Below are 21,719 nucleotides of genomic sequence, written 5' to 3' on the forward strand. Positions count from 1 at the left end.
CATGGATTTGCAGTGGTCGAAGGACGAGCTGGACTTCCGTGATGAGGTCCGGGATTTCCTGACCCAGAAGCTCACTCCCGAGCTGCGGCGCGCCGGGCGGCTGATGACCAGTGTGTACGCCGACCACGAGGCGAGCATGGCGTGGCAGGCGATTCTGCACGAGCGCGGCTGGGCGGCACCGGCCTGGCCGGTCGAACACGGCGGTTGCGACTGGAGCCTGACCCAGCACTACATCTTCACCCGGGAATCGATGCTGGCGGGCGCCCCGTCCTTGTCGCCGATGGGGATTCGGATGGTCGCCCACGCGATCATCCGCTACGGCACCGACGCGCAGAAGGACTATTTCCTGCCGCGGATCCTGACCGGCGAGGTGTTCTTCTGCCAGGGCTACTCCGAGCCGGAGGCCGGATCCGACCTCGCCGCACTGACGATGGCCGCCACCTCCGACGGCGACGACCTGGTGTGCACCGGCAGCAAGATCTGGACAACCCATGCCACAGAAGCGAATTGGATGTTCGCCCTGGTGCGCACGACCCGCTCCCAGAAGAAGCAACAGGGCATCACCTTCGTCCTCATCGACATGACCTCGCCAGGGATCGAGATTCGGCCCCTGGTGATGACGTCGGGAGAAGAGGTACAGAACCAGGTGTTCTTCGACGAGGTGCGGGTGCCCAAGTCCAACGTGCTCGGCGAGATCGACCAGGGCTGGACGGTCGCCAAGTACCTGTTGGAGTTCGAGCGCGGTGGCGGCGCGGTGGCGCCGGGCCTGCAGGTGATGGCGGAGGAGATCGGCACGGCAGCCCAACGCCAGCCCGGGCCGGCCGGCGGAGCGCTGGCCGACGATCCGGCCTTCGCAAATAAGTTGGCCGACGCGCGAATCCGGGCCGAGGTGTTGGAGATCCTGGAGTATCGAGTGCTGGCCGCGGTGGCGCAGGGCCGCAATCCCGGTGCGGCGTCGTCGATGCTGAAGATCCTGGGCACCGAACTCAGCCAGGCCCTCACCGAACTGGCACTGGAGGCGGCCGGACCGTGGGGCCGCGCCTACCAGCCGCACGTGACCGCACCCGGAGGCCGGATCGCCGAATTCGTGCCGCCCGCGGACGGATACGCCGCCGGTGAGCCGTGGCAGGCGGTGGCGCCACTGCGCTACTTCAACGACCGGGCCGGCTCAATCTACGCCGGCAGCAACGAGATTCAACGCAATATCCTCGCCAAGGCGGCACTGGGGCTGTAGATGGACTTCAATCTCACCGAAGAGCAAGAACTGCTACGGGACGGGCTGGGCAAGTTCCTGTCCGTCCGCTACGACCTGGACAAGAGCCGTGCGGCCGCCAAGACCGGTGCCGGCTGGCAGCCGGACATCTGGCGCGGGTTCGCGACCGAGCTGGGCATCCTCGGTGCCACATTCCCGGAAGAAGTCGGTGGAATCGGCGGCGGCCCAACCGAACTCATGGTCATCACCGAGCAGCTGGGGCATGCGCTGGTGATCGAACCGTACGTCGACACCGTGGTGGTGGCGGGCGGACTGTTGCACCGTGCCGGTGGTCCGGCCGCGACCGCGTTGTTGGAGAAGATCATCGACGGTTCGGCGCTGGTGGCCTTGGCCGATGCCGAACCGGTGTCCGCCGATCACCGGCAGGACGTCTCGACGCGAGCCGAACGCGACGGCGACGGCTGGGTGCTGAACGGTCAGAAGATGATGGCGGTGGGCGCGCCGCTGGCCACCCACCTGTTGGTCACCGCGGACACCGAAGACGGAATCTCGTTGTTGCTCACCGAGATCGACGCAGCGGGCCTCGAGATGCACCCCTATCGCACCATCGACGACCGGCGGGCCGCCGACATCACGTTCGACAACGTGCGGCTCGGCCCGGAGGCGTTACTCGGCGAGCCGGGTGGGGCGGGGCCGTCGCTGCGTCGCGCGCGCGACGAAGGCGCCGCGGCGATCTGCTCCGAGGCCGTCGGCCTCATGCGGAAAGTGTTGGCGGACACCGTCGAATACTGCAAGCAGCGCCAGCAGTTCGGTCAGCCGATCGGCAGCTTCCAAGTGCTGCAGCACCGCATGGTGGACATGTACATGGAACTCGAACAGTCGGTCGCCGCGGTGTATCTGGCGATCCTCAAACTCGACGAAGACGAGCCGACGCGCGCCCGCGCGGTGTCGGCCGCCAAAGCCACCGTCGGCCGCGCCGCGCGGTTCATCGGTCAGCAGGCCGTGCAGCTGCACGGCGGGATGGGGATGACCGAAGAGCTGGCGATCGGCCATTACTTCAAGCGGCTCACCGCGATTCAGTACGAGTTCGGAACCACCGACCAGCACGTCGCGCGGTACGCGGAACTGACGAGGACCTAGGACTGGACCGGCCGAATGTCAGAACCTAGCCGCCGGCAACGGGTCTCGTTGGTCGGCAGGCAACTGACGCTGCTGGTCTCGACCTGCTACCGACTGCTGCCGGGCTGGCTGTCGGATGCGGTGTCCACCGTGGCGGCCCGCCTCATCTATTGGAAGGGCCACGGCCTGCACCAGCAGGTGCTGCAGGACTTTCGCGACAACGTCGACCCGACAGCGCAGTTCTCGTCACGGAAGTGGCGGCCCGTCCAGGCGATGTACCGCGCGGTGGTCCGCAACGCCAGCGACGGAATCTGGTTCGTCACCGCATCCCACGCGGCTGTGCTGCGGCGCTTCCATTTGGCGGACCCGGGACCCATCGCCGTCGCGCTCGAGGTGGGGCGGCAGACAAATGTCGGGGTGATCGTTGCTTTCCCGCATCTGGGTTCCTACGCGGCGTTGCCGGTCGTGCTGGCGATCAACGGTGTGCCGGTGACCGTCGTGGCCAACCGGCAGGTGGGGTTGATGCAGTGGGTGATCACCCGCGGCGCGCACAAGGCGGGCCTGGAATTGGTGGTCGTCGACCGCGAGAAGGGCGAAAGTCTCACCGCCGAACTGGAAGCCGCGATCCGGCGCGGCCGGGTCGTGGTGATCGCCGGGGATTATTTCCGCTCCCGCGACGAGACGAGCAAAGGGGTCGAAGTCGAACTGGCCGGGACCCGGCGCACGATCGGCGCCGGACCGGCGTTGCTGGCCTTGCGGACCGGCGCGGCGATCGTGCCCGGCACGGTCCTGCAGAAGGGACATCTGCGCGAGCCGGTGCTGGGTCAGCCGATCTTCGCCGGCGGCCCGTACGCCCGCGACGACCCCCGGCTGCGGGAGCTGGTGCCGGCGACCTCGCAGCGCATCGCCGACGCGATGGCCCAGTTCATCCGGCGCGAGCCGCAGCAATGGGTGATGCCCGGCGGGCTGGTGTCGGACTCGATGGGCATACGCAGTCGACGTCAAGGCGGGTAGCCCCGTCCGCAGCACCGGCCGGCCGCTACCGTCGGCTCTCGTCGGCGATCCGGTCGGCAGACTGCTGCAGTCCGGGCGCGTCCGGGTCCTCGCCGCCGGAATGCTCCAGCTGCGCCTCTTCTGCACGCTGCGCTTCGGTCGTCTCTCTGGCGTCCTTGGGCACCGGCGCCGGGTCGCCGTCGGTGTGCTGGTCCACGCGAAACCTCCTCGAGAATCCTCACCATGCTCCCGCCAGGATCGCCAGAACCGCGGATTCCGAAACGGGTGAACCTGGATAGCGACGCCGGCGACACCTACGGTCAGGTCATGGACTTCGACGAGTACCGCACCTACGACGCCACCGGCCTGGCGAAGCTCGTCGCCGATGGGCAGGTCACCGCCGCCGAGTTGCTCACGCTGGCCAGAGACCGCGCGGCGGTGGTGAACCCGCGGATCAACGCCATCGTGCGCGACATCCCCGCCTCGCCCACTGACCGGCGCAGCGGCCCGTTCGCCGGTGTCCCGTTCCTGATCAAGGACATCTCGCAGGACTATGCGGGGTTGCCCACCTCGCAAGGGTCCCGCTCGTTGATGTCCACCCCGGCCGCCGAGCACGCGACGGTGGTGCAGCGCTGGATCGACGCCGGGTTGGTGATCTTCGGCAAGACCAACCTGCCCGAGTTCGGTGCGAAGGCGATCACCGAGTCCGTCGCCTGGGGGCCGGCACGCAACCCCTGGGACCTGGACCGTACGCCGGGCGGTTCCTCGGGCGGATCGGCGGCGGCGGTGGCCGCGGGCATCGTGCCGTGCGCAGGCGCCAATGACGGTGGCGGTTCCACCCGCATCCCAGCGGCATGCTGTGGACTGGTCGGGCTGAAGCCGGGTCGCGGGCTCACCCCGGTGGGACCTGCGGCGAGCGAATTCATGCACGGCGCGGCGGTCCAGGGGGTGGTGTCGCGCACGGTGCGTGACACCGCCGCCATGCTGGACGTCATCAGCGGCGGCGAGCCGGTGGGGCCGTACCTGCCCGCGATACCCGCGGCGCCTTTTGCCGAGTGCGTGGGATCGGATCCCGGCAAGCTTCGCATCGGAGTCCGCGTGCCGTCGGCGATCAAGCCCCAGCCGCATCCCGAAGCGTTCGCGGCGGTCGAAGGCGCGGTGCGGACGCTGACCGACCTCGGCCACTTCGTCGACGAACTGCCGCGGGCGCCCTACGACGACGCCGCGCTGGCGCGCGAGTTCCTGCTCACCTGGTTCGTCAACATCGCGTGGGAAGTCGACGACGCCAAGCGCTTGACCGGCGCCGGGGACGAGTCGTTCGAGCGCGACACCCTGATCATGGCTGCGCTCGGTCGAGCGACCCGCAGCGTCGACTACGTGGACGCGGTGCAACGGCGCCACGACCACGTCCGCCGGTTGACCGAGTTCTTCGACTCCTACGACCTGCTGCTCACGCCTACGTTGGCGACGCCGCCGCCACAGATCGGCGAGTTCGACTTACCGGTCGTCCTGCAGCGCGGCGCCGACGCCCTGATCAAGACGCGCAGCGCCCGGTTGCTGCGCTACACCAACATCGTCGACGACATGGTGGACAAGAACCTCGGCTGGGTGCCGTACACGCAGCTGGCGAATCTCACCGGCCGACCGGCGATCTCACTCCCGCTGCACTGGACCGCCGACGGCCTGCCGCTCGGTGTGCAGTTCGTGGCGCCCCTGGGTGGCGAATCGCTCCTGATCCAGCTGGCCGCCCAACTCGAGCAGGCGGCCCCGTGGACCGACCGGGTCGCGCCGCTGTAACGACATCCATTCGTAGCGGCCGCGAGACCCGTCGTGGGTTTCAGGTCCACGGCCGACGGGGTATGCCCCACTTATGAATTCGTTGTCACGGACGGCCGTCGGCCAGGTCTGCGAGATGAGTTCGGCCGGTGCTGCTGACGCCTCGACGGCGGGCAAGTTCCGCCGCGATTTGCAGAGGTGGCTGCAGGAGGTGGTGGACGACTCCCCAGAGGTCGGTGACATCGTGCTGAGCGTCAACGAGGCCCTGGCGAACTGCGTCGAACACGCCTACCGCGCGCAAGATGGGGTCGGACCGATGGAACTGCAGGTCAGCTACGACCGGACCGCGCGGAGTCTGCACATATGCGTCAGCGACCGCGGCACCTGGCGCCGGCCCGCGTCACGGTCGCGAGTCGACCCCCGAGCCTCGCGCGGGATCACCTTGATGCAGGCACTGTCGGAGCAGTGCACCATCAAAGTCCGTCCCGAAGGGACCACTGTTTGCATGCATTACATCGCACCGCCCCACCGCGGCAGATGAAATCTCCTGTGATCAGCCGGCGTTGCCGTACCACCCGGCCGAGCTAAACCCCCGCATCAGCCATAATCTTTTTCGACGATGTCGGCGCAGCCGTACATCGGGGCCGCAGGCCCGACTTCGATCTCGGTGGAAGCAATTAAGGCAACAGGAACTGCGGCATTCAGCCGGTGGCGTCGGGGCGACCAGTTCGACTGGCTGTCCGGCTACCTGGCGGCCCGGGGCCTGAGCGGCGCCACCCGTGCCCTGATGGCGTTCATCGCGTCGTCGATGGTGTTGTGCTTGATCGCGCTGCTGGCCGGCTCGGACGGACCTCGGGGGGCGGGTCCCGTCGCGATGACCGGGATCGCTGTCGCCGGCGGAGTCGCGGGTGCTTTGCTGTGGGTCTGGCGCTGGCCCACCCGCGGCCTGTCGATCGCCTTTGCGGTGATGTGCAACACCGCGGTTGCCCTGGCCTGTCTGGCCCACCCCAATCCGCTCGCCGCATTGATCGGGTGCATCGCCTTCGCCACCTTCGGCGCATACATCGCGTTCTTCCACACGACGGCTTTCGTGCTGTACAACTTCGCGATCGCGGCGGGCGTGGCGTCGTTCCAGGCCGCCCGCCTGGCCGCGTCCGGGCATCCCTACCTCGCGGGGGTGGACCTGTGGCTGGTGCTGGAAGTCAACATCGCGTTGCCACTGGCCATCCGGATACTGGTCCGCGCCCTGGCGGGGGATTTGCTGCGCGCGGACCGTGACCCGCTGACGGGTCTGCTCAACAGACGAGCGTTCCAGCACCATGCCCTGGGCATGATGCTCGCGCGGCGCGGCATCGACGAGCACCTGGTGGTGTTGGTCATCGACCTGGACAACTTCAAGAGCCTCAACGACCGGCGCGGGCACGCGGCCGGCGACAACGCGCTGGTTCAGGTCGCGCAAGTGTTGCTGGCCGCGGCCGACGACCAGACGGTGGTGGCGCGAAGTGGCGGCGAGGAGTTCCTGGTGGCCGGCACCGCGGGGCACTGCAACGCCGAGTCGTTGGCCAGCCAGATGTGTAAGGCCATCGGGACGTCGACCGCGGGGGTCACGGCCAGCATCGGCACCGCATGTATTTTGCTCGACGACGCTCCGCCCAGCGAGCATCAAGAGTTGCTGGACCAGTTGATCACCGCCTCCGACGCGGCGATGTACCAGGCCAAACGTCTCGGTGGTAACGGGTGTCACCACCATCGACTCTGCTGACTGGACCGGCCGGACCGGCAGCCGTCGCCGTCGCGCCCGTGTGCGACGATCGACGACGTGGCTGACGAGTTCGTCGAAATGATGAATGCCGGTATGGCATCGACCATCCCGGCCGCTGCCCGCATGGGGGTGCGGGTGCTGGAAGCGCGACGGGGATTTGCTGCCGCCAGCGTTCCGGTGGAGGGCAACGGCAACCATTTCGGTGTCGTCTATGCCGGCGTGCAGTTCACCGTCGCCGAGATCCTGGGCGGCATCATCGCGTTGGCGACGTTCGACTCCGGCAAGTATTTTCCGCTGGTGAAGAGCGTCGACATCGCTTTCGTCGGCCGAGCCACAACGGAATTGCGCGCCGAGACGGCGATGGACGACGAGACGATCGCCCGCGTCGAGGCGGAGGCGGCCGCGCAGGGCAAGGCGGATTACACGCTGGATGCGGTGGTCACCGATGCGGCCGGAACCGTGGTCGCCACCACCCATGGGCTGTATCAACTACGCGCACATCGCAATTGAGTGCGCCGTTCGCTAGCGGCGGCCGTCCCCGGTATGCCGCAGGTGATCCGCTACGCAGTCGATGAAGGCCTGACACGCCACCGACCGTAGTTGTGGGCGGGTGGTCACGAGGTGGACCTGGCGGTGCATGTCGGCGCCGGCTACCGAGCGCAGGGCGAGGGTCGAGTCGGAGTCAGCGCGGCTTCTGGCGACCGACTCGGGCAACAGCGCCACCCCGAGGTTCCTGCGCACGAAGTGAATGACCTCGTCCACCCGGGTGACTTCGAAAGCAACCCGCCGGGGCACACCGGCGAAGCCGCGGTCTGTCTCGTGACGCAGGCCGTATCCGGGCGGAAAGTCGATGAAGGGGAGCTCGGCCAGCTCGGTGACCGACACCGAGGTGTGGCGGGTCAGGTTGTGATCGGCTGGCATGACGGCCACCAACGATTCGCTGAACAACCGGGTGAAGACGAGTTGGTCGCCGGCCCGGGACACGTTGGAGCCCACGACGGCCGCATCGAGTCGTCGTTCGCCGGCGGCCTTGATCAGGACGTCGCTGCCGCCGCTGCGCAGGGTCACGCTGACGTCGGGATAGCGGGCGTGGAAATTCGCCATCAGGGCCGCCACGTCCAGGCTCTCCGACGGGACTTCCATCATGCCGATCGTGAGGCGGCCGGCGACGGTGCCGCTGAGCGCTTGCGCGTCGAACTTGATCTGCTCGATACCGGCCACCACCTGATTCAGCAGCGGCATCAGTGATTCGCCGGCCGGGGTGAGGGTCACCGTGCGCGTCGTCCGCTCGAACAACTGCACGCCGAGTTCCGATTCGAGACGACGCACCTGCTGGCTCAGCGCGGACTGAACCACGAACATGCCTTCGGCCGCCCGGGTGAAACTCTTCGTTTCGGCAAGGGCCACGGCGTAGCGCAGCTGCTGCAGGTTCACGATTGATCAGTATCGATGATAAATCGCATCAAATCTATTCGTTGGACTCCTAGGTCGCCGGACAGCAGGATGAGCCCATGTCAGTGCCCGGCCACCCGCCAGTCGTGGCGTTGCGCCCGCAGGGCCCGCCGTCCGGCAACGACTGCTCGGTGGCTGCGGTGCGCGATCGGATCACCGCGCAATTCGACGCACTGCCTTTCCTCGGCGAGCTGGTGTGTTCCCACCGGAGGCTGGTCGCCGGCTCGCTCGCCGAGGTGGTGTTCACCTACACCGTGGGCCGCTCCGGAATCGCCGACAGTGGCTGGCTGAAGCTGTGCTTCCGGTACTACTCCGACTGGGACTTGCAGACCTCCGATCCCGGTCGCCGCGACTACGTCTCGGCCCGTCTGGTCAGCCGGTCTCTGGTCGGCGGTGCATCGCAGGACGGCGTCGCGACGGTGCGCCAGTTGCTGATCCGCTACGACGTGAAGGGCGGGGAGCGGCCGTTTCAGAAATCGTTGCTCGTCCACGTGGTCGACGGGTATCTGCGCCCTGGCGACGTCATTGAAATCCGGCTGGGAGACCGCCGCTTCGGAGGCCCCGGCACTCGCGTGCAGACATTCGTCGAGGACGAGTTCGAGTTCCACTTGTTCGTCGACCCGCTGGGCACTTCACGAATGGCTCGCGCGGGAATCAGCAAGGTCGCCGTCGTGCCGGGTGCGCCCGATCGAGTCGTCGTGCACGGTCCGCGGCTGGTACGCGCCGACACATCCTCGATCGAACTACGGACTCACGTGCAGGACCGTTGGGGCAACACCTGCACCGATCTGCCGGGCGTCCTGCGCGCCTACGCCGACGACGTTCAGGTCGCCCAGGGCCGCACCCCGGCGACCGGCTGGGCCGCCACCCGGCTCGTGGTGCCGGCAAACCCGGGCCGCATCGACGTGGTCGCCGAATCCGGCGGACAGGTGCTCGGCCGCGGTTCGACCATGGTCGATGTCGTCGACGACTTCCCGGCGCCGCGGGCCTTCTTCTGCGACCTGCACGTGCATTCCAACGACACCGTCGGCACCCAGGACACCGGGTGGAACCTGCGGTACGGACGCGACATCGGCGCGCTGGACGTCTTGGGCTACACCGCCAACGACTTTCAAATCACCGACGAGGCGTGGGTCGACGTGGTGGCCGCATGCCGTGCGGCATCGAAGGACGGTGCGTTCGTCTGCTTTCCCGGCGTCGAGTGGTGCGGAACCGCCGGCGTCGGTGGCGACCATAACGTCGTCTTCCTCGGCGAGGACACCACACTGGCCCGCTCGATGGAATGGCGCCAGGGCATGTCCAGCACCTCACCCACCCCGCAGACCTGGCCGGTGACGCAGTTGTACGCCGCGTACGAGAAGGACCCGGAGTCCTATCTCCTCGTCCCACATGTCGGCGGCCGCCGCGCGATCCTCGATTGGCATCATCCTGATTTGGAACGGCTGATCGAGGTGCATTCGAGTTGGGGTAGCAGCCCATGGTTCCTGGAAGACGCGCTGTCCCGGGGTCTGCGGCTGGGGGCGAGCGCCGCCAGCGACGAGCATCGCGGCAGGCCCGGCGGAGGTGCGCCAGGGGCGAACATCTTCGGTGGTTTCGGTGGGCTGACGGGCGTCCTGGCCCCGTCGCTCACCGCCGCCGACGTCGGACGGGGACTACGCGCCCGGCGCACCTGGGCCACGACGGGCGCCCGCGCCGTCGCCCTGCTGCGCAGCGCAGACAACTGGATGGGCGACGAAATCATCAGCGACAGTGACCAATTGACCGCCAGCTATGCGCTCTACGGCACGACGGGCTGGGACGACCTCGCCGTGTACGACAGCGCCGGAGCCGCCTGGCGGCGCGACTTGCACGGCGAGACGGGGCTCTCCGGGAATCTGGTCCGGATCCGCTGGGGCGGCGCGCGGCACCGCGACCGCTACCGCTGGGCGACCTGGCAGGGCAAGATAACGATCGCCGGAACCGCGGTGCACGATATAACACCTTGGGCCACAACGCATCCCGAACAGGCCATCAGCATGAGCCAGGACGGGGCCAGCTGGCGGACCGTCACCTATGGTTCCGACGTCGGCATCGTGGTCAGGGTCGCCGACCTCACCCGAGCGCGCTTCGAACTCGAGACGACGGTGCAGGAGGACGACCTGACCGCCGGGGTCACACTGACCGGCGCCGAGCTCGCCGCCGAGCGCCATCGCGACGTCGTCGTCGGCGGTCTGAACTTGAGGATTCGATTGGAACGCATCGCCGAACCCGCGGCATTACCCGCCACCGTCAGCGGCGCCCTGAAATTGCGGCTGCCGGCCGCGAGCAGCGCGGTGTACCTGCGCGCACGGCAGTTCGACGGCCACCAGGTCTGGACCAGCCCGTTGTTCGTCGACCGCTCCGGCGCCCGGCGGTCCCGATGACCCACCGCCGTCTGATCCGCCGGCTGCACATCGACTTGCAGCGCGTCACGCGTGCGGCCTGTCGGGCTGCAAGCCTCCTGGTCTAGCAATCCCTGGCGCTTAGATGCGCCGAGTCCCGAAGGATCCCCTCATGTCGCGCCATCGTCTGTTCGCCAACGCCATCGCCGCCACAGTCGCCTTTGCCGCCCTGGCAACGGGTTTGACGGGGTGCTCGCACTCCACCACGTCCCCGACGTCCTCGGGCGCCGTCCCACTGCGGTTGGGTTATCTGACCCGCGTCACCCATGCGTCCGCGCTCGTCGGCATCACCGACGGATTGTTCAGCAGAGAACTCGGAGCAGGGGTCAACCTGACGACCCAACCGTTCAGCCAGGGCACCGAGGAGGTGACCGCGCTGCTGTCGGGTCAGCTCGACGCGGCCTACATCGGACCCAACCCGGTGTTCAACGCCTGGCAGCGATCGGGTGGCAAAGCCGTCAGGATCGTCTCCGGCGCAGCCAGCGGCGGCACGTCGCTGGTGGTCAAGCCCGGGATCAATGCAGCGCAGGATCTGCGCGGCAAGACGGTGGCCGACCCCGCACTGGGCGGGACCCAGGACGTCAGCCTGCGGCACTGGTTGGCCAAGAGCGGCTTACACACGAATACTCAAGGCGGAGGGGATGTTTCGATCAAGCCGACCAGCCCGGAGTCGGCTATCGTGCAGCAGTTCATCTCCGACCAGATCCAGGGCGCCATCGACTCGGCGCCGTTCGATGTGCAGTTGGTCAAGGCCGGCGGGGTGCGGCTGTGGTCTGACCCCAACACCATCACGGTGCTGGTGGTGCGGCAGGAGTTCTTGGCCGCGCATCCCGATGTGGTGGCGGGCCTGCTGCGCGGACAGGTCGCGGCGAACGACAAGATCGCCCATGACCCGGCGGGCGCGGCGCAATCGGCCAACGCCGCGTTGGCCCGGGCGCTCGGCAAGGGCCTGGAGCCCGATGTGCTGACCGCGTCGTTTCAGGAGACGACCTTCACCAACGACCCCGGTATGGCCTCGCTGAAAGACCAGGTCGACAAGGCGGTCGCGATCGGATTGCTCAAGCCGCTCGACATCAACGGCTTGTTCGACCAGGCCCCACTCAACGGGGTACTGGCCGCGTCCGGCCGGCCCCCGGTCGCCACATGACGCGCGTCGCCTATCCCCGGGATCGCGCGGTGAACCAAGGACCGCCCGCCGCGGCGGTGCAGTTACACGGCGTCACCAAGCGCTACGGACAGCGCGGGTCGACGACCGCCGCCGTCGACGAGATCTCGCTGACTGTGCACAGCGGTGAATTCCTGTGCGTCGTAGGAGCTTCCGGATGCGGCAAGAGCACCCTGCTCTCGCTGATCGCCGGTCTGGACGAGCCGACCAGCGGTGTGATCGACACCGGTGGCCGGCGGGTGGCGCTGATGTTTCAGGAATCGGCGCTGTTTCCGTGGCTGACCGCTGCCGGCAACGTCGAGCTCGCACTGCGGGCCCGTGGTGTGCCGCGCGCCGAACGGCGCCGGCGTGTGGCGCACCTGCTGGCGACGGTGGGACTGAGTGACTTCTCCGGCAAACGGCCACACCAACTGTCCGGCGGGATGCGGCAGCGCGTGGCGTTGGCTCGCGCGCTTGCCCAAGATGCCGATGTGCTGTTGATGGACGAGCCGTTCGGCGCGCTCGACGCATTGACCCGCGACCGCCTGCACGGGGAACTCGAACGCATCGTCGAGCAGCGCGGCCTGACCGTGGTCTTCGTCACGCACAACGTACGGGAGGCGGCGCGTCTTGCCGACCGGGTGATCGTGCTCAGCGCTCGACCGGGACGCATCGTGGAGGAGTTCGACGTTCCTGCGCCGCGACCGCGGGACATCAACACCGCCGACGTCGCCGAACTGGCCTCGCGCATCACGGCCCGCCTGCACCGAGAAGGGGCCGGATGATGTCCGCTCCCAACAACATTGCTCCCCGCCGGCACCCTCTGGTCACCGGCGCAACCCGCTTGCGCGGCTCGACGCTGAAGGCCGGGCTGGCGTCGATACGGGCGAAACTGCTTGCCGTTGCCGTCATCTTGGTGGCGTGGCAGGTCCTCTACCTCAGCGGCTGGAAGCCGTCGGTCGTGCTGCCCAGCCCGGGGACGGTGCTGGCGAACCTCTGGCAACAGCTGCAGGAGCCGCTGCTCTGGGAGGCTATCTGGACGACGATGAACCGCGCGCTGATCGGATTCGCTCTGGCGGTGGTCATCGGGGCGGTTGCCGGTGCCGCGATTTCGCGGAACAGGCTGGCGCGCAGCGCCTTCGGCCCGGTCGTCACCAGTCTGCAGACCATGCCGGCCATCTCCTGGTTTCCGTTCGCCATCATCTTCTTCGGTCTGCACACCTCGGCGATCCTGTTCGTGATCGTCATCGGGGCGGCGCCGTCGGTAGCCATCGGCGTGATCACCGGCGCAGACCATATCCCCCCGCTGTTGTTGAGGGCCGCGAAAACCATGAATCTGCAACGGTTCGCGCTGTACCGGCACGTGATCATGCCCGCATCGCTGCCCATGTTCGTCAGCGGTTTGCGCCAGGGCTGGGCCTTCGCCTGGCGCAGCCTGATGGCCGGCGAACTGGTGGTCTTGGTGAACAACACCGCCTCGATCGGGGTGCTCCTGGAGAATGCGCAGAACATGACCGACATGCCGTCGGCGATCGCCATCATGATCGTCATTCTGCTGATCGGCATCGTGATGGATGCCGCGTTCGCCGCCGCCGACCGGCGCATCCGCCGCCGCTGGGGACTGCTGGAGGCCGAGTATGGCTGAGCCGTTCAGGATTTGGGCGTTCGGCGACGCGCATGTCGGAACCGACAAGGAGCACGGTAGAGACAGCCTGGCCGAGGCGATCTCGCAGTCGGAGCACGGCGGCAACGAAGGTGGGCCACCGTTCGACTGGGACATCGCAATCGACGCCGGTGACATGTCCGGGGCGCATCACCACCTGCCCGACGACGCCGAAGGCCGAGAACTGCGGCGGCAGTTCGGGTTTCTGCGTCGACACCGCCGCGAAGACGTCTTCAGTGTGTGCGGCAACCACGACCGTAGTGGGCTCGACGAACCCGAAGCCTGGTGGTGGCAGAAATGGGTCGACCCGCTGGGACAGCACACGGCCTATTCCGGTGTCGACCCGTCGGCCCGGCGCTACCCGGTGCGCGGGACATGGCACCACTACTCCTTCCGCGTCGGCAACCTGCTGTTCTTGATGCTCAGCGACCGCAACGAACCCACCCAGGTGGTCGGGCGCGGCACCCTGGGCGGCAATCCCGGCGGGGTCGTCACCGGTGAGACCTTCCGCTGGTGGAAACGCATGGTGCTGAGCAACCCGGACGCGATCATCGTCACCGTGCACCACTATGTGCTGAAGGACACCACGGTGGCTTCCGGCGAGTGGGAGGGCGTGCGCAAGGACGCGGACGGCCGATGGTGCGAGCACTACCATCGACCATTCGAGCAGGGCACTCCGCAGGGCGCGTCCTACCTCTACTGGGTCGACAGCCAACCGGACTCCGGTGCGTTCGAACAGTTTCTGGCCCAACACCCGGGCCGGGTGGCGTTGTGGATAGCCGGCCACACCCACACCCACCCCGACGACAATTTCGGCGGCAAAACCCACATCGAACAACGGTGGGGCACTTGGTTTCTCAACGCCGCATCGCTCAGCCGCTACCACATGCCGATCACCACGCTACCGATCAGCAGGTTGTTGACGTTCATCCCGGGAAGCCGCGAGGTGCGCGTCCAGTGTTACCTGCACACCAGCCAGTACGCCCCGCAAGGGTGGTACCCGAAGGCCGAGAAGACCATCACGCTGGGCACCGAATTCGTCCGTCCGGTCGAGGAGACGGTGGGCAGCGCGCCGCGTTGAGTGATGATGGACGCGTGACGGCGCGAAAGCTGAACGATGTCCTGCAAATCGGTGAGTTGGAGCGAACCTTCGCAGCGGAACTGGCCGCACGCTACGAGTTGCCGAAGCTTCCCGACGGACCGGGCCGTGCCCAGTGCCTGGTGCAGCGCGCGGCCGAGGTCCGCATCGTGGTGACCTCGGGACCGCCCGGTGTGGACGCCGAAACCATGGCCGCGCTGCCCGGTCTGGAGGTCATCGTCAACAACGGCGCCGGGGTCGACTCGATCGATCTGGCGGCGGCCGAGCGGCTCGGCATCGGGGTGAGCAACACCCCGGACGTGCTTTCCGACACCGTCGCCGACACGGCGTTGGGCTTGATCCTGATGTCGGTGCGCCGATTCGGCGCCGCCGACCGCTATGTGCGGGCCGGCCGGTGGACCGACGAAGGCCCGTTCCGCTACACCACGGACGTCAGCGGGCTGCGGATCGGGATCCTGGGCCTGGGCCGGATCGGCTCGGCGATCGCATCCCGGCTGCAGGGATTCGGTTGCACCATCGCCTACCACAATCGTCGTCGAGTCGACGGCTCGCCGTATCGCTACACCGAATCGCCGGTGCAACTGGCCGAGTCGGTCGACGTGCTGGTCGTGGCCACGACGGGCGGTCACGACACCCGCAACCTGGTGGACCGGCGCGTGCTCGAAGCGCTGGGCCCCGACGGCTACCTGGTCAACATCGCCCGCGGCAGCGTCGTCGACGAGGATGCGTTGGTCGCGCTGCTCACCGCCGGCGGCCTGGGCGGCGCCGGGCTGGACGTCTTCGCCGACGAACCGAACGTCCCGGCCGAACTGTTCGACCTGGACAACGTGGTGCTGTTCCCGCACATCGGCAGTGCCACGGCACGCACCCGCAAAGCGATGGCGCTGCTGGCAATCCGCAACCTGGACAGTTACCTGGCCAGCGGTGAGTTGGTGACTCCCGTGTTGCCGCCGCGCCGATGAGTTGTCGGCGCTGCGTCACGCGTGAGCATCAACCGCCGGCGGCCGCGCGGAAGACGGCGATCGTCTCGGCCACCCTGTCGTCGTCACGCAGTTGTTCCAGAGTCTGCGGCAGCGGCAACCGCCAGTTCGGATACTCGTCCACCGTGCCCGGCAGATTCGGTTGACGCGTCTCGCCCAATACGTCGTACGGCGAAATCAACTTCAGCCGGCTCGGAGTTGCTGCCAGAAAACGATGCATCGCAACGATTATCGCGTTGTCGTCGGGCTCGGTCGTCTCGTCGAGCAGCCCTTCGGAGCGCAGCAGCGCCAGCCATTCCGTCCGTTCCTTCTCCGCGCCGGACCGTTCGGCCGGTACATCGTCGAGCAAGCCGAGTTCGGCGCGCGCCCGCACGTGTTCGCCGCTGAGAAACCCTGCCGCCGTGGGTAAGTCGTGCGTGGAGAGGGTGGCGGCAGCCCGCGCGGGCCAGCGCGCCGCCGGCAGCAGCGGCTCGTCCGGGGCGGACTGGTCCCGGGTGAACCAGGACACCGCACAGCCCAACATCCCGTTAGCCGCAAGGGCTTCGGTGACTTCCGGTTCGACGGTGCCCAGGTCCTCGCCCACCACGGTGGCCCCGGCGCGGTGCGCTTCCAGGGCCAGGACGGCCAGCATCACGTCGGCGTCGTAGTGCACATAGGTCCCACGGTCCGGGCCGTCGCCCGGCGGGATCCACCACAGCCGCCACAGGCCGGCAACATGGTCTATCCGCAGCCCGTCGGCGTGGGCGAGGACAGCCCGCACCATCTCCCGCATCGCCGCGTAGCCGGTGGCGGCGAGACGGTCGGGCCGCCACGGCGGCAGGCCCCAGTCCTGGCCGCGCGGAGTGAAATTGTCCGGCGGCGCCCCCACGCTCACCCCCGTCGCGAGTACGTCGGCCAGCGCCCAAGCGTCGGCGCCTTCGGGGTCGACTCCAACCGCGAGATCGTGCAGCACGCCCAGCGTCATGCCGGCGTCGCGGGCTGCCCGGCGCACCGCGGTCAGCTGCTCGGCGCAGCGCTGTTGCACCCACGCGTGGAACGCGACCCTGGGCGCCAGCTCTCGGCGCGCCGCCCCGACCGCCGCGCTCGCGACGTCGCGCAACGGTTCTGGCCACCGGGTCCATCGGCCGCCGTGCCGCTCGGCCAGCGCGCAATAGGTGGCCCAGTCGGTCAGTCCCGACGCTGCGCCCTCTCCCGGACCGGGCCTGCCCTCCGAGCGCCACAACAACTCCAGCGCAGCCCGTTTGGCCGCCCAGACCAAATCGTGGTCGATGCGCGGAGTGCTCGCCGATACCCGAAGCGCATCCACCTCGCTCCGGGTGTCCGGATCGGCGCGCCGGTACGCATCGAGGTCTTCGATGCGCAGCGCCAACGGGTTTGCGAACCGGCGACTCGACGGGGTGTACGGGGAGGGCTGCACCGGATGCGTCGGGCCGGGCGCGTGCAGCGGGTTGAGCAGCACCGCGCCGGCCCCGTGCTCAGTCGCGGTCCACTCCACGAAATCCCGCAGGTCACCCAGGTCACCGATCCCCCACGAACGAGCCGAGCGCAGCGCGTAGAGCTGCAGCATCCAGCCCCACGTGTCCGGCGTCGGAGGCACTCCGGGGGGCGCCGCCACCAGCGTGGCCTGCTGGCCGTCGAGAGTGTGCAGCCGGTACCAGCCGGGCTGCAGCTCGGCCGGTAACTCGTCGCGCACCTCGCTGCGGCTGCCGTCTTCGGCCTCCAGCAGGGCCGCGCCGGGCATCGGATGCGGTCGCCCGGTCAGACGCACCGCGACCGTCGGTGCCAGTGTGCCGGCCTTGTCGAGTTCGGCGAGCCGGGTCAGCTCACGTCGCCGGTCGGTTTCGGTGCCGGCCTCGACGTCGAGCAGTCCCAGCACCCGGATCACGACATCGGGGTCTACTTCGACCGGTTCACGGCGCTCGTTTCGATAGCTGGTTGCCACCCCGTGTGCAGCGGCCACCCGGCGCAGGTCATCGGGGATGGGTCCGGCGCCCACCGTCACCGGCCATTGTCGGCGCTCAACAGCGCGGATGCGAACACGCGGCAGGTATACCCGGCCGCCGTCGTCTCACACCCCGCTTGTCAACGAACCGTATTGCGCGCGAGGTAAATCCGCGTTTCAGAGCTCGTCGGAGAAATCCGCGGTGAGCCAGCGCTCGGGCCGGATGGTGAGCAGCACGGTGTCCTGGCCGTCGAGTTGCCGGGCGAAGGCGCGTCCGGCTTCGTCGCCGAGGTAGCGGACGGCGATCTCTTCCTGCACGTCCGCCGGGGCGGGTGCGGTGGTCTCGACGACGGAGCCCTCCACCACCACGTACTGGTACGGCGGTTCCTCCCGCTGCACGACCAGTGTCACCGCACCGGCCCGCTCGATGAGCCTGGCTTTGCGGGTCGCCGGGCCGGTGGTGATCCGGATGTTCCCGCCCGGCGTGTAGTCGTACCAGATCGGGGCGCTGGCCGGCGGCCGGCCATCGGCGGCGTCGACGGACAGCACGGCGACGTGCTTGTCGGCGAGGAACTGCTGACGTTCGGCATCCGAGAATTTCTTCATGCGGGTTTCAAACGCAGTGTCGCGGTAGCGCTATTCCCACGAGCCGTGATGGCGCGCCACGCCCCACCTCAGAGTCGGGCGAGCAACTCCGCCTTCTTCGCGGCGAACTCCTCGTCGGAGAGGATGCCGCGCTGATGCAGCCCGGCCAGCGACTCGATGGCCGCCACGATGCCCGCGGAATCGTCAGGCGCCCCCGCCGGCGGCGCGGACACCGGCTGGGAGTGCGGGGCGGGCGCGGCGGCCGGGGTCTCCGCCACCTGATGCGCACCGAGCTCACGAAGGCTGGATACGTCGAAGGTGCCGATCTGGCTGGTGAAGTACACCGAACCGTAGCCGCCGCCCTGCTGTTGCTGCACACCGCTGATCTGGTGTTCGCCGGTGTCGAAAACCTTTGTGACGCCGTTGATCTGGATCGCCAGCCGGCGGGTGTTCGGGAACACCGCGTAGCGCGCGTCGTTCTGTCCGCCGGTTGCGCTCGGCACGCCGAGGTCCGCGGGCCACCAGTTGGCGGAGGTGAAGCCGGCGGACGGTCCGGCGCCTTGGAATTGCGATTGGGAGTGGGGCTGGGATCCGCTGGTCGCGTTGCTCGCGTTGCGGAAGACGGGGGTGGTGGCCATCAGCTGGGTCAGCTCGTTGCACAGCGCGTCGACGCGTGCCTTGAGTGCGTTGTCGAACATGTTGCCGACCATCGTCATCCCGCCCCGCATCCACTGCCCGGAACCGCCGAGTTCGGGGATGGAGAACTGTGCCATCGTGCCCCCGCCGGTGTGAATGGCGAACAGCATCGCCAGCACCGCTTCGCGGGACAGGCCGTGGCGCTGCGCGATCTCGGTGATGGCGTTCTCGGCTTCAGGGGTCACCGTTGCCTGCATAGTGTGTGAATCTTTCGTCGTCGGGGCTCTTTTCGAGATTACGCACGAAGTCCGGGCAGCGCCGGTCACACCCGAGCCGGGGTTAAACGGCCGACTTCTCCAACACGTGCACCCCGCACGCCGAACCCAGTCCGATCACGTGGGCCAACCCGACCTTGGCGTTCTCGATCTGACGGTCCCCGGCCTCGCCGCGCAGATGGTGGCAGACCTCCCAGATGTTGGCGATGCCGGTGGCCGCGATGGGATGGCCCTTGGACTGCAGCCCGCCGGAGACGTTCACCGGCGTCGAACCGTCGCGCCACGTGGCGCCGGTGTTGAAAAAGTCGGCGGCGCCGCCCTCTTCACACAGCATGAGGTTGTCGTAATGCACCAGCTCGGCGGTCGCGAAGCAGTCGTGCAGCTCGACCAGGTCGAGGTCGGCCGGCCCGATGCCGGCCTGGTCATAGGCGGTCATCGCGGCGTTGCGGGTCAGCGTGTTGACATTCGGCAGCACCTGGCAGCCGTCTTCGAAGGGGTCGGTGGTCAGCACCGACGCCGACACCTTCACCGCGCGGCGACGCTGTTCCAGCGACAGCGACTTCAGCGTCTTGCCGTTGCACACGATCGCGGCGGCGGCGCCGTCACAGTTGGCCGAGCACATCGCCCGCGTGTTCGGGTAGGCGATCATCACGTCGTTCATGATCTGGTCGAGGGTGAACCGCTTCTGGTAGGCGGCCAACGGGTTCAGCGTTGAGTGCGCGTGGTTCTTCTCGCTGATCCTGGCGAACAACTCGAAGCTCGTCCCGCCGTACTTGTGGCCGTACTCGGTGCCGATCTGGGCGAAGACGCCGGGCATGGCCTCGGTGCCGATCCGCCCGTCGACCGGCGCGACCGCGCCGTAGCGGCCCTTGGGCGCCCAGACGTCGGCGTCGCTCGTCTTCTTGCCGCCCCCGCCCAGCAATCCGGCACCGGACAGTTTCTCCACGCCGACGGCCATTCCGTACTTGACCTCGCCCGCCTTCACGGCCATGATCGCGGTCCGCAACGCGGTGGCGCCGGTCGCGCACGCGTTGGCCACGTTGTAGACCGGGATGCCGGTCTGACCGATCTGCTTCTGTAGTTGCTGCCCGATTCCGGCGTTGGCCGCCATCAGATTCCCGGCGGCGAGCACGCCGATGTCGGCCATCGTCAGACCCGCGTCGGCAAGCGCGCCGGTCGCGGCCTCGGCGGCCAAGTCGACGGTGTCGGAGTCCGGGTGCTTGCCGAACTTGGTCATCTTGATGCCAAGGATCCAGATCTCGTCGCTGGCGCCCATGTCGTTGCTCCTTGCGTTGGATTGAGCGGCGTCTCAGGTCGCGGGTTCGAACCCGAACCCGATCGCCTCGGTGCCTTCGGAGTCGGTGCCCAGCGGATACGTGGCCAGCCGCACTTTCATCCCGTCGCGGACATGCTCGGGGTCGGGCTCGACGTTGATGAGATTGGCGCGGACCTGGGTGCCGTCACAGTCCACCACCGAGGCCACGAACGGGGTGGGGATCCCGGGCGCAGCGAACGTGACGATCGTGAAGGTGCGCACCGTGCCCTCGGTCGCGACGGGAACCGTGGTGAACTCGGTGGCGAAGCACGCGGCGCAGGCGTTGCGTCGGTCGAAGAACCGGGCGCCGCAGGTGGTGCATTCCTGCGCGACGAGGTGCGGCTCGCCGTCGTCGAGCACCAGATAGTCCACCAACGGGATCTGGCCAGCCTTCGAACCTGCCACAGCAACCTCCATCGTCTCCTCATGCAGCCTACGGAGCACCTGCCGCCCGCACGGCTGCAGTCCCCGATGGGGTTTGGAACGACACCAGAGCCGCGCAGGGACCTGGCAAGCGGCCGCGACTAGACAAGTCAGACAAGTCGTCTAGTCGTGCTGTATGATCATTGCGCACTACACGAGAGGCAGGGTCTGGTGGACGACCTGGACGACAATGTGGCGCGGGCCGGGTTGTTCCACGGCGTGGACCGGGGTGTGCTCAGTGAGCTCGCGAAGTCGCTACCGATGGTGACGTTCGCCCGTCGGCAGACGATCTTCGTCGAAGGTCAGGCCGGCGACTGCCTCTACATCATCGCCGAGGGCAAGGTGAAGATCGGCTGCAAGGGCCGCGACGGCCGGCAGACGCTGATCACCTTGCTCGGCCCGTCCGACATGCTGGGCGAACTCTCGGTCTTCGATCCCGCACCGCGTTCCTCCACCGCTGTGGCGCTGACCCGGGTCCGCGCGGCGGTGATGGAGGGCGACACGATGCGTGCCTGGCTCGACGGGCGCCCGGAGGTCGCCGACCAGCTGCTGCGGCTGTTGGCCCGCCGGATCCGCCGTACCAACAACACCGTTTCGGATCTCGTCTTCAACGACGTGCCCGGACGGGTCGCCCAACAACTGGTGCTGCTCACCAAGCGATTCGGGGTGCGAGTGGGTACCTCCTGGCGGCTGGACCACGGACTGTCGCAGGAAGAGATCGCCCAGCTGGCCGGCACCTCCCGCGAGACGGCGAACAAGGTGCTGCTGGAATTCGGCGACTACGGCTGGATCACGGTGCAGGGCAAGAGCGTGCTGGTGCACCAGTACGAGCAGTTGGCGGCGCGGGCGACCAGCGCTGTGACGCCGATGCGCTGGGCCTGACATCACGGACGATCACCGGGGAGCCGACGCGGGCGGTGGC

21 protein-coding genes are annotated in these 21,719 nt (G+C 68.1%); 14 read left to right on the forward strand and 7 right to left on the reverse strand.

The genetic code is table 11. The annotated features are described in order from the left end of the window. Nucleotide 1: 1 nt before the first annotated feature. Genes AC5Y47_RS09550 through AC5Y47_RS09560 form a run of 3 tightly spaced genes read left to right on the forward strand, consistent with a single transcriptional unit; the run spans nt 2 to nt 3,346 of the window. A complete protein-coding gene (locus tag AC5Y47_RS09550; protein ID WP_499943708.1) occupies nt 2-1,234 on the forward strand; it encodes an acyl-CoA dehydrogenase family protein in 1,233 nt (410 codons plus the stop codon). Further along, on the forward strand, nt 1,235-2,353 hold the full coding sequence (locus AC5Y47_RS09555) for an acyl-CoA dehydrogenase family protein (RefSeq protein ID WP_499943709.1): 1,119 nt from the start codon (nt 1,235-1,237) through the stop codon (nt 2,351-2,353). It abuts the gene before it with no gap. A 15-nt stretch (nt 2,354-2,368) separates the two neighbouring features. Then, nucleotides 2,369-3,346, forward strand: a complete 978-nt coding sequence (locus AC5Y47_RS09560; protein ID WP_499943710.1) for a lysophospholipid acyltransferase family protein — start codon at nt 2,369-2,371, stop codon at nt 3,344-3,346. A gap of 25 nt (nt 3,347-3,371) precedes the next feature. Here AC5Y47_RS09560 and AC5Y47_RS09565 read toward each other — a convergent pair whose 3' ends face one another. After that, the gene (locus AC5Y47_RS09565; protein WP_499943711.1) at nt 3,372-3,542 is read right to left on the reverse strand and encodes a hypothetical protein; all 171 of its coding nucleotides are present in this window, start codon (nt 3,540-3,542) and stop codon (nt 3,372-3,374) included. Nucleotides 3,543-3,652: 110 nt separating this feature from the next. Here AC5Y47_RS09565 and AC5Y47_RS09570 point away from each other — a divergent pair, with 110 nt between their 5' ends. From AC5Y47_RS09570 to AC5Y47_RS09585, 4 genes are all read left to right on the forward strand, one after another. Beyond that, nucleotides 3,653-5,122 (forward strand): amidase, encoded by a 1,470-nt coding sequence (locus tag AC5Y47_RS09570; RefSeq protein WP_499943908.1) that lies wholly within the window; start codon nt 3,653-3,655, stop codon nt 5,120-5,122. A 73-nt stretch (nt 5,123-5,195) separates the two neighbouring features. Further along, nucleotides 5,196-5,642: an ATP-binding protein gene (locus AC5Y47_RS09575; protein ID WP_499943712.1), complete on the forward strand. Its 447-nt coding sequence runs from the start codon at nt 5,196-5,198 to the stop codon at nt 5,640-5,642. Nucleotides 5,643-5,720: 78 nt separating this feature from the next. Next, nucleotides 5,721-6,863 (forward strand): GGDEF domain-containing protein, encoded by a 1,143-nt coding sequence (locus tag AC5Y47_RS09580; protein ID WP_499943713.1) that lies wholly within the window; start codon nt 5,721-5,723, stop codon nt 6,861-6,863. Nucleotides 6,864-6,920: 57 nt separating this feature from the next. Further along, a complete protein-coding gene (locus AC5Y47_RS09585; protein WP_499943715.1) occupies nt 6,921-7,373 on the forward strand; it encodes a YiiD C-terminal domain-containing protein in 453 nt (150 codons plus the stop codon). 12 nt (nt 7,374-7,385) lie between these two features. Here AC5Y47_RS09585 and AC5Y47_RS09590 read toward each other — a convergent pair whose 3' ends face one another. Next, a complete protein-coding gene (locus AC5Y47_RS09590) occupies nt 7,386-8,297 on the reverse strand; it encodes a LysR family transcriptional regulator (RefSeq protein WP_499943716.1) in 912 nt (303 codons plus the stop codon). 77 nt (nt 8,298-8,374) lie between these two features. Between AC5Y47_RS09590 and AC5Y47_RS09595 the strand changes: the two genes are divergently transcribed. The 6 genes from AC5Y47_RS09595 (at nt 8,375) to AC5Y47_RS09620 (ending at nt 15,603) form a co-directional block, all read left to right on the forward strand. After that, complete coding sequence (locus AC5Y47_RS09595) at nt 8,375-10,717, forward strand: CehA/McbA family metallohydrolase domain-containing protein (protein ID WP_499943717.1); 2,343 nt, start codon at nt 8,375-8,377, stop codon at nt 10,715-10,717. 130 nt (nt 10,718-10,847) lie between these two features. Beyond that, a complete protein-coding gene (locus tag AC5Y47_RS09600) occupies nt 10,848-11,882 on the forward strand; it encodes an ABC transporter substrate-binding protein (protein WP_499943718.1) in 1,035 nt (344 codons plus the stop codon). 56 nt (nt 11,883-11,938) lie between these two features. Beyond that, nucleotides 11,939-12,664, forward strand: coding sequence for an ABC transporter ATP-binding protein (locus AC5Y47_RS09605; RefSeq protein ID WP_499943909.1), 726 nt, complete (start codon nt 11,939-11,941; stop codon nt 12,662-12,664). Further along, a complete protein-coding gene (locus tag AC5Y47_RS09610; protein ID WP_499943719.1) occupies nt 12,664-13,524 on the forward strand; it encodes an ABC transporter permease in 861 nt (286 codons plus the stop codon). Before AC5Y47_RS09605 ends, AC5Y47_RS09610 begins: the two co-directional genes overlap by 1 nt. Then, nucleotides 13,517-14,623, forward strand: a complete 1,107-nt coding sequence (locus tag AC5Y47_RS09615) for a hypothetical protein (protein ID WP_499943720.1) — start codon at nt 13,517-13,519, stop codon at nt 14,621-14,623. Before AC5Y47_RS09610 ends, AC5Y47_RS09615 begins: the two co-directional genes overlap by 8 nt. A 14-nt stretch (nt 14,624-14,637) precedes the next feature. Further along, nucleotides 14,638-15,603, forward strand: coding sequence for a 2-hydroxyacid dehydrogenase (locus tag AC5Y47_RS09620; RefSeq protein ID WP_499943721.1), 966 nt, complete (start codon nt 14,638-14,640; stop codon nt 15,601-15,603). A 28-nt stretch (nt 15,604-15,631) separates the two neighbouring features. Here the strand turns inward: AC5Y47_RS09620 and AC5Y47_RS09625 are convergent, their stop codons facing one another. From AC5Y47_RS09625 to AC5Y47_RS09645, 5 genes are all read right to left on the reverse strand, one after another. After that, nucleotides 15,632-17,623: a 4-alpha-glucanotransferase gene (locus tag AC5Y47_RS09625; RefSeq protein ID WP_499943722.1), complete on the reverse strand. Its 1,992-nt coding sequence runs from the start codon at nt 17,621-17,623 to the stop codon at nt 15,632-15,634. A gap of 117 nt (nt 17,624-17,740) precedes the next feature. Next, nucleotides 17,741-18,169: a pyridoxamine 5'-phosphate oxidase family protein gene (locus AC5Y47_RS09630; RefSeq protein WP_499943723.1), complete on the reverse strand. Its 429-nt coding sequence runs from the start codon at nt 18,167-18,169 to the stop codon at nt 17,741-17,743. Nucleotides 18,170-18,237: 68 nt separating this feature from the next. Beyond that, nucleotides 18,238-19,041 (reverse strand): SHOCT domain-containing protein, encoded by an 804-nt coding sequence (locus AC5Y47_RS09635; protein ID WP_499943724.1) that lies wholly within the window; start codon nt 19,039-19,041, stop codon nt 18,238-18,240. Between the two features lie 82 nt (nt 19,042-19,123). After that, nucleotides 19,124-20,335: a thiolase family protein gene (locus tag AC5Y47_RS09640; RefSeq protein WP_499943725.1), complete on the reverse strand. Its 1,212-nt coding sequence runs from the start codon at nt 20,333-20,335 to the stop codon at nt 19,124-19,126. Nucleotides 20,336-20,368: 33 nt separating this feature from the next. Continuing rightward, on the reverse strand, nt 20,369-20,791 hold the full coding sequence (locus tag AC5Y47_RS09645) for a Zn-ribbon domain-containing OB-fold protein (RefSeq protein ID WP_499943726.1): 423 nt from the start codon (nt 20,789-20,791) through the stop codon (nt 20,369-20,371). Between the two features lie 186 nt (nt 20,792-20,977). Here AC5Y47_RS09645 and AC5Y47_RS09650 point away from each other — a divergent pair, with 186 nt between their 5' ends. Continuing rightward, nucleotides 20,978-21,679, forward strand: a complete 702-nt coding sequence (locus tag AC5Y47_RS09650; RefSeq protein ID WP_499943910.1) for a Crp/Fnr family transcriptional regulator — start codon at nt 20,978-20,980, stop codon at nt 21,677-21,679. Nucleotides 21,680-21,719: the final 40 nt, after the last annotated feature.

The organism is Mycobacterium sp. NGS22, assembly GCF_059813095.1.